This window comes from Kitasatospora sp. NPDC059648, from assembly GCF_042734825.1.
GTDB lineage: Bacteria > Actinomycetota > Actinomycetes > Streptomycetales > Streptomycetaceae > Kitasatospora.
In genome coordinates this window covers 1-12,694 of the sequence record NZ_JBHWDU010000023.1, presented here as the reverse complement: position 1 = coordinate 12,694, position 12,694 = coordinate 1, and the positions used below count along the sequence as shown (strand labels likewise).

The window sequence follows — 12,694 nt, the reverse complement described above, 5'->3', positions numbered from 1 at the left end:
GCCCCCGGGCCCCTTCCCCACCCGCTAGCCGGCCAGGCAGCTCGGCCCGAGCAGCTGCTTCAGGTCACCGAACAGGGCCGGGTCCGACTTCACCCGGTGCCGGTCCAGCCGCAGCACCGTCGTCTTGGTGCGGCCCTCCAGCCGCACCCGCACCTCGGTGGTGCCCTTGTGGTGGGTCAGCACCTCGCTGAGCCGGGCGACCAGCGGCGGGGTGACCTTCCCGCTCGGGATGTTGATGGTGATCGGCGCCTCGGCGTGGGCGTTCGACAGGTCCGGGACGGACAGCTCCATGCCCATCAGCCGCGGCACGTCCTCCCGCTTGTCGAGCTTGCCGCGCACGAACACCACGGCGTCCTCGACCAGTTGGGAGGAGACCAGCTGGTAGCTGGCCGGGAAGAACATGCAGTCGATGGAGCCCGCCAGGTCCTCGACGGTGGCGATCGCCCAGGCGTTGCCCTGCTTGGTCATCTTCCGCTGGAGGCCGGAGATGATGCCGCCGATGGTGACGATCGTGCCGTCCGGCCGGTCGGCGAGGTCGGCGACCGCGCAGTCCGACTTGTCGGCGAGCACGTGCTCGATGCCGTGCAGCGGGTGCGAGGAGACGTACAGGCCGAGCATCTCCCGCTCCTGGGTGAGCAGGAAGGACTTCTCCCACTCCTCCTCGGAGAAGACGACGTCCAGCCCGAAGCCGGGCTCGTCCGAGGTGGCGTCGCCGCCGAAGAGGTCGAACTGCCCCTCGGCCTCCTTGCGCTTCACCCCGACGACGTTGTCGATCATCGGCTCGAACTGCGCGCTCAGGCCCTTGCGGGTGTGCCCGAGCGAGTCGAACGCCCCGGCCTTGATCAGCGATTCGACGGTCCGCTTGTTGCAGACCACGGACTCCACCTTCTCCAGGAAGTCCGGGAAGGAGCTGAACTTCCCCTTGGCCTTCCGGGTGCGGATCATCGACTCGACGACCGGCCCGCCGACGTTGCGGATGGCGGTCAGGCCGAACCGGACGGTGTCGCTGCCGTGCGGCGTGAAGTCGGAGTCCGACTCGTTGACGTCCGGCGGCAGCACCTGGATGCCCATCTTGCGGCACTCGTTGAGGTAGACCGCCGACTTGTCCTTGTCGTCCTTGACGGAGGTGAGCAGCCCGGACATGTACTCGGCCGGGTAGTTGGCCTTGAGGTACGCCGTCCAGTACGAGACCAGCCCGTACCCGGCGGTGTGCGCCTTGTTGAACGCGTAGCCGGAGAAGGGCACCAGGACGTCCCACACCGCCTGGATGGCCGCGTCGGAGTAGCCGCGCTCGCGGCAGCCCTTCTGGAAGGGGACGAACTCCGCCTCCAGGATCTCCTTCTTCTTCTTGCCCATCGCGCGGCGCAGCAGGTCCGCCTGGCCGAGCGAGTAGCCGGCCAGGATCTGCGCGGCCTTCTGCACCTGCTCCTGGTAGACGATCAGGCCGTAGGTGGGCCGGAGCACCTCCTCCAGGGGCTTCTCCAGCTCCGGGTGGATCGGGGTGATCTCCTGCTGCCCGTTCTTGCGCAGCGCGTAGTTCGTGTGGGAGTTGACGCCCATCGGGCCCGGTCGGTACAGCGCGAGGACGGCGGAGATGTCCTCGAAGTTGTCGGGCTTCATCAGCCGCAGCAGCGAGCGCATCGGCCCGCCGTCGAGCTGGAACACACCCAGCGTGTCGCCGCGGGCGAGGAGTTCGTACGTGGGCTTGTCGTCCAGGGGCAGCTCAAGAAGGTTGATCTTGATGCCCTTGTTCTTCTCGATCGCCTTGACGGCGTCGTCCATGATCGTCAGGTTGCGCAGGCCGAGGAAGTCCATCTTGAGAAGGCCGAGGCCCTCACAGGTGGGGTAGTCGAACTGCGTGATGGTGACGCCGTCGGTGTGCCGGGTCCAGACCGGGATGTGGTCGGTCAGCGGCTCCGCGGACATGATGACGCCGGCCGCGTGCACGCCGGGCTGGCGGATCAGGCCCTCGATGCCGCGCGCGGTGTCGATGACCTTCCGCACGTCCGGGTCGTTCTCGTACAGCCCGCGGATCTCGCCCGCCTCGCTGTAGCGCGGGTGGCTCGGATCCGTGATGCCGGACAGCGGGATGCCCTTGCCCATGACGTCCGGCGGCATCGCCTTGGTGATCCGGTCGCCCATCGCGTACGGGTAGCCGAGGACCCGGGAGGAGTCCTTGATGGCGGCCTTCGCCTTGATGGTGCCGTACGTGACGATCATGGCGACCTTGTCGGATCCCCACTTCTCGGTCACGTAGCGGATCACGTCACCGCGCCGGCGCTCGTCGAAGTCGATGTCGACGTCGGGCATGGAGATGCGCTCGGGGTTGAGGAAGCGCTCGAAGATCAGGCCGTGCGGGATGGGGTCGAGGTCGGTGATGCCCATCGCGTACGCGACCAGCGAGCCGGCCGCCGAACCACGGCCGGGGCCCACCGCGATGCCCTGGCTCTTGGCCCACATGATGAAGTCGGCGACCACGAGGAAGTACGCCGGGAACCCCATCTGGATGATGGTGTCCATCTCGTACTCGGCGAGCTTCCTGTGCTCCTCGTCGTACCCGTTCGGGAAGCGCCAGTCCATGCCCTCCCAGACCTTGGACTTGAAGAAGTCCGCCTCGGACTCGAAGCCCTCCGGGATCGGGAAGCGGGGCATCAGGTTCTTGAACTGGAACATGCCCTCGGTGTCGACCCGGGAGGCGACCAGCAGCTGGCTGTTGCGGCAGCCCTCCTGCCAGGCGTCCGAGGAGTCCAGCGCGTACATCTCGGCGGCGGACTTGATGTAGTAGCCGGTGCCGTCGAAGCGGAAGCGGTCCGGGTCCGAGAGGTTCTTGCCGGTCTGCACGCAGAGCAGCAGGTCGTGGGCGGCGGCGTCGGCCTCGGTGGTGTAGTGCGAGTCGTTGGTGACCACCGGGGGGATGTTCAGCTTCTTGCTGATCTCCAGCAGTCCGTCGCGGACCCGCTTCTCGATGTCGAGGCCGTGGTCCATCAGCTCCAGGAAGTAGTTCTCCTTGCCGAAGATGTCCTGGTAGTCCGCGGCGGCCTTCACGGCCTCGTCGAACTGTCCCAGCCTCAGCCGGGTCTGCACCTCGCCCGACGGGCAGCCGGTGGTGGCCATCAGGCCGCCGGACAGCTCGGAGATCAGCTCCTTGTCCATCCGGGGCCACTTCACCAGCCAGCCCTCGGCGTACGAGCGCGAGGTCAGCTTGAAGAGGTTGTGCAGGCCCTCCTTGTTCCGGGCCCAGATGGTCTTGTGGGTGTACGCACCGGACGCCGAGACGTCGTCCTTCTTCTGGTGCGGCTGGCCCCACAGGATGCGCTTGGTGTTCGACCGGGACTCGGGCGCGACGTACGCCTCGATGCCGATCACCGGGGTGATCCCCGCGGCGGTCGCCTGCTTGTGGAACTCGGCGGCGCCGTACATGTTCCCGTGGTCGGTCATCGCGACATGGGTCTGGCCCAGCCGCTCGACCTCCTTGAACATCTGCTTCAGCCGGGCAGCACCGTCCAGCATCGAGTACTCGGTGTGGACGTGCAGATGCGCGAACGGCTGGTCGCTCAAGGCGGGGCCTCCGAAGGCTCTGGTGCTGTTCTGGTGGGCCGGCGAACGTGCGGGTCACAGGAGTTTCCCCTGGAAATGGATGTGGCCCGGAACACCTCTCGGGGTCCGGACCATCACTCACACGTTCACCCGTCCACTCTAGCCCGCCTCTCCCCCCGAGAGCCGCACCCCCGCGGCCTCCCGCACCTCCGGCTCCTCGATCGGATCGTCCCGGAGGGACGCCAGCCGCCGCCTCACCTCGGGCCGGTCCGGGGCGTGCTCGACGCCCAGGAGACGGGCGGCCGCCTCGCAGTCCCAGAGCGACTCGACGTACGCCTCCGCCGTTCCGGCCGACCCCAGCGCCGCCAGCGCCTCCAGGTACGCGGGCCGCTCGGACGAGTGGGGCGTCTGCAACCAGAACCGGCGCAGCAGCGAGACCGCGCCCGCCGCCTCGGGACCGAACCGCGACAACTCGCGCGCCAGGCGCATCGGGCCGCACCAGGCCCGGTCCACCCAGCCCTGCTCCAGCTCGGCGACGAGAGCCGCGACGTCCCGCTCCCCGCCGCGCTCGACCGGCACCGGAACGAGGCCCTCCGCCGCCGAACACTCCCCAGCCCCTTCGCGCTCTCCCGCGGCGGGCGCCCCCAGCGCCTCCCGGGCTTCCACCGAACCGCCGAGCGCCAACAGCTCCAGCACCCGGGTGGCCCGCCCGCGGGCGGCCTCGCTCCCGGACAGCACCTCGACCACCGGCCCGAGCGGCAACTCCAGATCCCGGATCAGCCGGGCGAGATAGACGTCCCGCTCATCAGCCTGCGGATCCCAACGCCACTCCCAGCGGACGCACCCGTACACCAGCTCGGCAGCCGCCCCCGGATCCTCCGCCGCCATCAGCGCGCCCAGGCCCCGCCCGCGCTGCAACAACCCCGGCAGCGACCCCGCCGGTGCGTACTCGCATCTCCGCTCTGCCACGCCCCCATCGTGCCCCAGCCCGCCGTCAGCCCCGGTGCAACGTTTCGCCCCGCTCACCGCATCAACGTGATGTCGGGCCACGGAAGGGGAGGGGCGACGCACTCGGCGCGGGGGCCTCGGCGAGTGCGGATCCAGCAGAATTCCAGATTCCCCTGAATTCATTCAGTTCGCATACATCCAACTGCTTCGAATCGCACTTCCGCACCTGTTGCAAACCCGTGACACTCGCGACCGAAAAACCGTTCGCCCCGCAAGGACCAACGGTTAGCATTCCGAAATGAAATCGAATCCCTCTCCGATACGGAATTCCTCCGACGGCACCGCCGCCGAGCCCCGCCCGCCCCGCAGGCAGCCGCTCCGGCTGGCCCGCTCCGGTGCGACGTTCGTGGGTGTGAGTGTGGTGTCCGGCGTGCTGCTGGCGGGCCTCGCCCTGCCCGTCGCCGGTGGCATCGGACTGACCGCCAAGAGCACGGCGGAGGGCTTCGACGACATTCCCGACGATTTCAGGACCCCGCCCCTCACCCAGGCGACCCAGATCTTCGACGCCAAGGGCGGCCTGATCGCGAAGGTCTACGAACGCGACCGCACCGTCCTCGCCCCGGACCAGATGTCTCCGTACATGCGGCACGCCCAGGTCGACATCGAGGACGCCCGGTTCTACGAGCACGGCGCAGTCGACCTCAAGGGTGTCCTCCGCGCACTGGGCAAGAACGCGGAGAGTGGCACCGCCGCCCAGGGCGCCTCCACCCTCACCCAGCAGTACGTGAAGAACGTCAACGTGGAGAAGGCCGGCGACAACAAGGACGCGGTCCTGGAGGCCCAGCGCAAGACCCTGGGCCGCAAGATCCAGGAGCTCAAGGTCGCGATCAAGCTGGAGGAGGACCTGACCAAGGACCAGATCCTCACCAACTACCTCAACATCACGTACTACGGGAACGGCGCCTACGGCGTGGAGGCCGCCTCCCAGCGCTACTTCGGCAAGAGCAACAAGGACCTGACCGTCGCCGAGGCCGCCACCCTCGCCGGCCTGGTCCAGAACCCGTCGCAGTACGACCCGAAGCTGCACCCGCAGGCCGCGCAGAAGCGCCGGGACACCGTCATCGACAAGATGCTGGAGAACAAGCACATCACCGCCGACCAGGCGAAGGAGGCGAAGGCCGCCCCGCTGGGTCTGAAGTACAAGGACCCGCAGAACGGCTGCATCACCGCCCAGGCCGGCATGGGCTTCTTCTGCGACTACGTCCGCCACGTGGTCAAGCAGGACCCGGCCTTCGGCAAGTCCGCCGACGACCGCAAGAAGCTGTGGGACACCGGCGGCCTGAACATCTACACCACGCTGGACCCGGACAAGCAGGCCGCCGCCCAGAACGCGGTGAGCAGCAACGTGCTGGTCACCGACACCGTCTCCGCCGCCGCCAGCATGGTCGAACCGGGCACCGGCAAGATCCTCGCCATGGCCCAGACCCGCCCGTACGGCCTGGACACGACCAGGAACCAGACCGTCGTCAACCTCAACGTCGACGCCGCGATGGGCGGCGGCAACGGCTTCCAGCCCGGCTCCACCTTCAAGCCGGTCGTCGCGGCCGCGGCGCTGGAGGCGGGCCTGCCGCCGACCCAGGAGTACAAGGCGCCGAACACGATGGAGTACCCGACCATGAAGACCTGCGAGGGCACTTGGCGCAACGAGGGCAGGCCCAGGACCATGGTGCCCAACGAGTCGGCGAGCGAGAAGGGCCCGTACCAGCTGAAGCAGGCGATGGCCCTGTCGGTCAACACCTACTTCGTCGAGATGGAGCAGGAGATCGGCCTCTGCGCGGTCAAGCAGATGGCCAACAAGCTCGGCATCACCGCCAAGGCCAGCGGCAAACCGCTGGAGGAGGTCCCCGCGATGGCCCTGGGCGTGGAGGAGATGAGCCCGCTGACCATGGCGAGCGTGTACGCCACCTTCGCCGCCGAGGGCACCCACTGCGCCCCGATCGCCATCAACAGGATCACCACCGTCGACGGCAAGGACGTCCCCGTCCCGGCCGGCCGCTGCGAGAAGGCCTTCTCCGAGACGACGGCACAGGAGATGAACACCGTCCTGAACGGCGTGACCGAGAACGGCGGCACCGGCGCGACGCTCCACCTGGAGGACAACCGGCAGATCGCCGGCAAGACCGGCACCTCGGACCACAAGCGGGCCGCCTGGTTCAACGGCTACACCCCGCAGCTGGCCACCGCCGTCTGGCTCGGCGGCCCGGCCGGCGGCGTCGAGATGCGCAACATCAGCATCAACGGGCACACCCGCACCGAGGTGTTCGGCGCCGACGGCCCCGGCCCGATCTGGCGGGACGCCATGAACGGAGCCCTGCGCGGCACGCCCAAGAAGTCCCTGCCGATGGCCGACATCCCCGACCCGGTCACCAAGCCCGACCCGAGCACCACCGGAAGCACCACCGACGCCCCGAGCACCACCCCCTCCGGCTCCCCGCACTGACCGGCCCCACCCCCACGGCACTTCACCCCCGCCGAGCACCGGCCCGGCGGGGGTGAAGCACTGGCGAAGCGCCCGGGCCCGGGCCTGCAGCCCCGGTGCTCACGCCTCCGGCGCTCAGGCCCGGGCCGACCGGCGGGGCGTCCCCTCGCGCGCCCCGCCGACCGACCCGTCTCCCCCTCACGCCCCGGTCGGCACCCCCGCGTTGGCCAGGACCTCGCCCACCGGCAGCGCCACGCTCTGCGCGGCGGTCAGCCCCGAGGCCGCCAGGTGCGCGTCGGCGATCCGCAGCCCGGCCCCGTACCCGGCGAAGTCCGGCAGCCCGACCGGCTCGTGCCCCATCCGCAGCGCGGTCGCGTCCCCGAAGACGTACGGCGGCAGCTTCCCCATCCCCGCGACGTCGATCGCCGCCGTGATCCGCTCGTACGCGCCGTCCAGCTCGGGGCCGGTGAGCGTCGTCGACCACGGGCCCAGGGCGTCCTCCCCCGCCAGCTCCCGCACGAAGGCCTCGGCCAGGCCCTCCGCCACGACCTGCTCCCCGACGGTGACCGTCGCCGGGTCCCACACCACGTTGGCGTACCGCACGTTGTGGTGGACCTCGTGCGCCGCGGCGTGCCCGATCTTCGCCAGGCTCGTGCCGGTCGGCCACATCACCAGCTGGATCGCCCCGGGGATCCCGCCCATCCCGAAGTAGCCGCCGCTGCGGACGGTCAGGTGCTCGTCGTCCGGGTTGCCGAGCACCAGCACCACGTGCACCGTGTCGGCGTGCCGCACGCCCGGCACCGCGGCGTCGATCCGCTGCCACGCGGCCCGGACCGACTCCTCGACCCTGCTCCACACCCCCTCCTCCTGCATCCGCCGCACCGCGGGCAGGTACCGCTCGTCGTCCCGGTCGAGCCGGAAGCCGCTTCCCATCGCCTGGTGCATCGCCACCAGGTCCACCGGCCCCATCACCCGGGACATCACGTCCTCCAGCGGCCGGTACACCTCCCGCAACGCGTCGGCCCGCTCGCCGACCGGTCGCCGCAGCAGTTCGAGCATCGCGCTCGCCGTGTCATGAACCACGATCTCCATGCCCCGAGACGGTAGGACCTCACGTCACGTGAGGGTCAACTCCCGCCCCCGCAGGGCAAGCAGTGGCCCACCGAGCCGGCCCTGTGGTCGACTTCCCGCGCGGCGGCGGTGTCATCCGGTGACGGCGGACCGCGCTCAGCCCTCCCGGTAGTACGCCTCGATCGGCCCCCTCGCCTCGTCGAACAGCGCCGGCCCGTCGTGCGCCACCACCGGCCACGCGCCCGAAGCCGGGTTGAGTTCGACCAGTTGCTCGGTCGCCAGCGCGTACACCACCCGCCCGATGCCCGAGCGGACCAGCGCCCCCGCGCACATGCCGCACGGCTGGCAGCTGGTGTACAGCGTGGTCCGCGCGGCCGCCTCCCCGTCGAGCGCCCGGGCGGCCCAGCGGGCGAGCTTGAGCTCCGGGTGCGCCGTGATGTCGTCGTCCCGCCGGACGGTGTTGTGCGCCTCGGCCAGCACCGTCCCGTCCGCTCCGGCCAGCAGCGAGCCGTACGGTGCGTCGCCGAGTTCCACGGCCCGCGCGGCGATCCCGATCGCACGGCGCAGCAGCGCCTCGTCAGCCTGCGTGATCACGATGCCCTCCTCCAGGCCTCGGACACCGCCGTCAGCGCCCGCCACGCGGTCTCGGGCCGGCGGGTCTCCTCCGGGTCGGCGTGGTACGGGTCCAGCACCACGGCCTCGGCCCCGAGTCCGCGCAGTTCCCGCAGGTCTGCCAGGACCTGGTCCAGGTCACCGACCCCGGCGGGCCGGTCCGCGTCGTGCACCGGTTCGTCCGTCAGCCGCAGCGCGATCCGCGGCGCGAAGCCGGGCAGGTCGTGGTTCTCCAGCACCGCCCGCATCCGGTCCACGGGCAGCCGCAGCGGGTGCCAGGCGTCACCGAACTCCACCGCCCGTCGGATCGCCGCCGCGCTGTGGCCGCCGACCCACACGGGGGCGGCGGCGCCCTCGCCCTGCTTCGCCCAGGCCTCCCGTACGGCCCGCAGGTACTCGTCCGTCAGCCGCCCCCGCGCACCGAACGGTACTCCGAGCGCCTCGAACTCCTGCCGCGCCCAGCCGACGCCGACGCCGAGCACGAACTGACCGCCGCTGAGCCGGTGCAGGCTGCTGGCCATCCGCGCCACCAGCAGCGCGTTCCGGTACGGCAGCACCAGGACGGTCGTACCCAGCCGCAGCCGCCCGTCGCTCACTCCCGCGAGCCAGGACAGCGTCGCGAAGGGGTCGTAGAAGGGTTCCGGGTAGCGCTCGGCCACGTCCGCCGTCACGACGACGTGGTCGGACACCATCAGCAGGTCGAACCCGAGACCCTCGACCACCCACGCCCAGTCGCGCAGCAGGCCGGGGTCGGTTCCGGGCCCGAAGTTCGGTACGTTGACGCCAAGTTGCATGCCACGAGGCTATTCCCGGGCGCATCGCGCACGGAACCCGATCCTCCCGGTGGAAGCCGCCGTTCGCCACGGATCTCGCGGTAATGTCGCCGGATGACCGTGAATCTCGACGAGACCGACTGGGCGATCATCGAGCAGCTCCAGCAGGAGGCCCGGATCTCCCTCAGCGAGCTGGGCCGACGCGTCAACCTGAGCCCCTCCGCCACCACCGAGCGGGTGCGGAACCTGGAGTCGCTGGGCGTCATCACCGGCTACCACGCCACCGTCGACCTGGCCAAGGTCGGCTACCCGGTGCTCGCCGTCGTCCGGCTGAAGTACCCGGGCAACCGCCACCAGCCGCTGCACGAGCTGCTCGCCCGGCGCCGCGAGATCCTGGAGTGCCTGCGCACCACCGGCGACGACTGCTACACCCTCAAGATCGCCGCGACCTCCATGGAGCACCTGGAGACCCTGGTCGACTCCCTGGCCGGCTTCGGCTCCACCACCACCAGCGTCGTCTACAGCCAGACCCTCCCCCGCCGCGGTCCGGCCCGGCCGCACGAGCCCGCCGTGAGGGCCCGGCGGTGAGGGCCCGGCCGCAAGAGGCCGGCCGAACCCGGCGGCCGGGCCCCGGCGCAGACCCGCAGCCGTCCCCCGCTACTCCTCCAGGTCCGCCAGGAAGTCCAGCGCCGCCGCCCAGGCCCGCTCCGCCGCCTCCGCGTCGTAGTCGTCCAGGTCCGGGTCGGTGAACAGGTGCCCGGCGCCCTGGTAGCGGTGCACCTCGACCTCCGCACCCGCCCGCCGCATCCGCAGGTACCACGCGTTCAACCAGTCCTCCGGCTCGTACGGGTCCGGCTCCGCCATGTGCAGCTGCACCGGGACGCCGGTCACCGCGTCCTCGCGCAGGTCCGAGGTGCCGTGCAGGAGCAGCAGTCCGCGCGCCTTCTCGTCCGCCAGCGCCAGGTTCTGCGCGATCGCGCCGCCGAGCCCGATCCCGGCGTACACCAGCCCGCCCTCGGACAGCGGGGCGGAGGCGGCCACCGCGCGCCGCAGCAGCTCGTCCCCGCCGCCGGCCTCCTCCTGGTAGGCCCGGGAGGCCTCGGAGTCGTCGAAGGTGCGGCCCTCGAACAGGTCCGGCGTGTGCACGGTGTGCCCGGCGGCGCGCAGCCGGTCGGCGGCGCCGTGCACGGCCGGGCTCAGGCCGTGCGCGGAGTGGAAGAGGACGATCTGGGCCACGGTCGGGGTCCTTCGGCAAACGAGGTCAGGGATACCCACCCATGATCCCGCACCCCGCCCCGGAGGCACGCCGCGCTGGCAGCCGAAGCCGCGCGGGCACCCCGCGACCGCACCGGCGCCCCGAAGCGACGCCCGCGGCGGGGCGGGTCAGCCCTGCGGGGTCCAGGCGGCCACCAGGCCGAGCAGCCCGGGGAAGCGGGCATCGAGGTCCTCGACCCGCACGTGGCTGCGCCGCTCCAGCCCGTACTGGCGCTGCCGGGTGATCCCCGCTTCCCGCAGCGCCTTGAAGTGGTGGGTGAGCGAGGACTTGGGCCGGTTGAGCCCGAACCAGCCGCAGGAGTGGTCGAAGTCCTCGGACTCCAGCAGCAGTTTGCGGACGATGGTCAGCCGCAGCGGGTCGCTGAGCGCACCGAGGACGGTCTCCAGCCGCAGCTCGTCGACGCCTGGCTCGGGCAGCGGCGCGGGCAGGTCGGACGGCTCGGGGAGCACCTTCACGGCGGGCGCACCGGTCGTGGTCACAGGCCTGGTCATCTCCTCAACTCCTCACGTTTCCACGGCTTTCACAACGCCCAGGCGCCGTGACTCGGCATCAACAATCAGTACGACTCCAATCGTACTGCATGCTAAGTTCGACTCGACTCGTACTGCTGCGGCCCCGCAGCGCACCTCGGGAGGGAACAGTCATGCCCGCGACCCGGACCGCCCCCGTCCAGCCCGCCGCACCGGCCCCGGACCAGCGCGCCACCGCACCGGCCACCACACCGGCCACCGCACCGGCCACCGCCAGCGCCCCCCTGTGGTGGATCTGGCTGGCCGCCTGGCCGGTCACCGCCGTCTTCGTGCTCTCCAACGCCGCCACCCCCCTGTACGTGCTGTGGCAGCACGACATCGGCTTCTCCAAGGGCACCCTGACCGTGGTCTTCGCCTTCTACATCGTCGGCCTGATCGGCTCGCTGCTGGTTTCCGGCGTGGCCTCCGACCGGCTCGGCCGCAAACCCGTCCTCCTGCCCGCCCTGGCGCTCGGCCTTGCCGCCTGCCTGGTCTTCGGGACGGCCGCCGGCGTCACCGCGCTGATCGTGGCGCGGCTGTTCACCGGCATCGCGGTCGGCGCCGTGGTCTCCGCCGGGATGGCCGCGGTCACCGACGTGGCCGGCCCCGAGCGCAAGCGGACCGCCGCCCTGCTGGCCTCCTGCGCGATGGTCTTCGGCGCCGGGCTCGGCCCACTGCTCGCCGGAGTGCTCTCCGAGCTGGCGCCCGCACCGACCACCACCGTCTTCGTCGTCGAGGCCGCGGTCCTGGCCAGCGCGGTGCTGGTCGTCCTGCGGATGCCGGTGCGCCGCCCCGAGGGCCGCGGCCGGGGCCCCTGGGTCCGGGTGCCCGGCGTCCCGCGCGGCAACGGCCGCCAACTCGCCCTGGGAATCGCGGTGTTCGCGCCCGGCATCACCGCCACCTCGTTCGTGCTCTCGCTCGGGCCCTCGCTGCTGTCCGGCCTGCTCGGCACCACCGACCGGATCGTCGCCGGCGCCATGGCGTTCGCGATGTTCCTCGCCGCGACCGGGGTGCAGTTCGCCGTCCAGAAGCTGCGCCGCCGCACCATCCTGACCGCCGGCGCGGCGGCCACCGCGCTGAGCATGGCCACCCTGGCCGCCGCCGTGCGCACCGAGGCGGCGGCGGTGCTCATCCTCGCCGCCCTGCTGGCCGGCGCCGGCCAGGGCATGGGCCAGCTCGGCGGGCTGTCGCTGCTCAACGCGGGCATCCCGCCGCAGCGCCTCGCCGAGGCCAACGCCGCGCTCAACGTGGGCGGTTACGTCCCGGCCGGCCTGCTGCCCGTCTCGGCCGGATACCTCAGCGACGCGGTGGGCCTGACCAGCGGCGCCACCGTCTTCGCCGGCGTCCTGCTGGGCCTCGCCGCCCTCGGCGGCCTGGTGGTCCTCGCCGCCGGTCGCGAGGTGGCGGACCCGGCCTGACGGGCCGCCCTCCGCAGACCCGGACCGCCGCCGGAGCGGCGCGGCCGGGGATCGGTGCACCAGTCGTGCAC

At 71.3% G+C, this 12,694-nt stretch carries 10 protein-coding genes; 3 read left to right on the top strand and 7 right to left on the bottom strand.

What is annotated here, in order from left to right; genetic code table 11:
• Nucleotides 1-24: 24 nt before the first annotated feature.
• Nucleotides 25-3,558 (bottom strand): DNA polymerase III subunit alpha, encoded by a 3,534-nt coding sequence (gene dnaE, locus ACFV1W_RS16355; RefSeq protein ID WP_380417082.1) that lies wholly within the window; start codon nucleotides 3,556-3,558, stop codon nucleotides 25-27.
• A 138-nt stretch (nucleotides 3,559-3,696) separates the two neighbouring features.
• Nucleotides 3,697-4,506: a hypothetical protein gene (locus ACFV1W_RS16350; RefSeq protein ID WP_380417079.1), complete on the bottom strand. Its 810-nt coding sequence runs from the start codon at nucleotides 4,504-4,506 to the stop codon at nucleotides 3,697-3,699.
• Between the two features lie 277 nt (nucleotides 4,507-4,783).
• On the opposite strand from ACFV1W_RS16350, the gene ACFV1W_RS16345 reads away from it, so the two are divergent.
• Nucleotides 4,784-6,985 (top strand): transglycosylase domain-containing protein, encoded by a 2,202-nt coding sequence (locus ACFV1W_RS16345; RefSeq protein WP_380417077.1) that lies wholly within the window; start codon nucleotides 4,784-4,786, stop codon nucleotides 6,983-6,985.
• A gap of 177 nt (nucleotides 6,986-7,162) precedes the next feature.
• On the opposite strand, the gene ACFV1W_RS16340 is transcribed toward ACFV1W_RS16345, so the two are convergent.
• The 3 genes from ACFV1W_RS16340 to ACFV1W_RS16330 form a co-directional block, all read right to left on the bottom strand.
• A complete protein-coding gene (locus ACFV1W_RS16340) occupies nucleotides 7,163-8,056 on the bottom strand; it encodes a DUF2268 domain-containing protein (RefSeq protein WP_380417075.1) in 894 nt (297 codons plus the stop codon).
• A gap of 135 nt (nucleotides 8,057-8,191) precedes the next feature.
• Complete coding sequence (locus ACFV1W_RS16335; protein WP_380417073.1) at nucleotides 8,192-8,629, bottom strand: nucleoside deaminase; 438 nt, start codon at nucleotides 8,627-8,629, stop codon at nucleotides 8,192-8,194.
• Nucleotides 8,626-9,441 carry an LLM class flavin-dependent oxidoreductase gene (locus tag ACFV1W_RS16330; protein ID WP_380417070.1) on the bottom strand — a complete coding sequence of 272 codons (816 nt, stop codon included), beginning with the start codon at nucleotides 9,439-9,441 and terminating at the stop codon, nucleotides 8,626-8,628. The genes ACFV1W_RS16335 and ACFV1W_RS16330 overlap by 4 nt, the downstream gene beginning before the upstream one ends.
• Before the next feature lie 93 nt (nucleotides 9,442-9,534).
• Here ACFV1W_RS16330 and ACFV1W_RS16325 point away from each other — a divergent pair, with 93 nt between their 5' ends.
• Nucleotides 9,535-10,008, top strand: coding sequence for an Lrp/AsnC family transcriptional regulator (locus tag ACFV1W_RS16325; protein ID WP_380417068.1), 474 nt, complete (start codon nucleotides 9,535-9,537; stop codon nucleotides 10,006-10,008).
• A gap of 69 nt (nucleotides 10,009-10,077) precedes the next feature.
• Here ACFV1W_RS16325 and ACFV1W_RS16320 read toward each other — a convergent pair whose 3' ends face one another.
• A complete protein-coding gene (locus ACFV1W_RS16320; RefSeq protein ID WP_380417065.1) occupies nucleotides 10,078-10,656 on the bottom strand; it encodes a dienelactone hydrolase family protein in 579 nt (192 codons plus the stop codon).
• A gap of 147 nt (nucleotides 10,657-10,803) precedes the next feature.
• The gene (locus ACFV1W_RS16315; protein ID WP_380417063.1) at nucleotides 10,804-11,187 is read right to left on the bottom strand and encodes an ArsR/SmtB family transcription factor; all 384 of its coding nucleotides are present in this window, start codon (nucleotides 11,185-11,187) and stop codon (nucleotides 10,804-10,806) included.
• A 152-nt stretch (nucleotides 11,188-11,339) separates the two neighbouring features.
• Between ACFV1W_RS16315 and ACFV1W_RS16310 the strand changes: the two genes are divergently transcribed.
• Complete coding sequence (locus tag ACFV1W_RS16310; protein ID WP_380417060.1) at nucleotides 11,340-12,623, top strand: MFS transporter; 1,284 nt, start codon at nucleotides 11,340-11,342, stop codon at nucleotides 12,621-12,623.
• The last annotated feature ends 71 nt before the right edge of the window (nucleotides 12,624-12,694 follow it).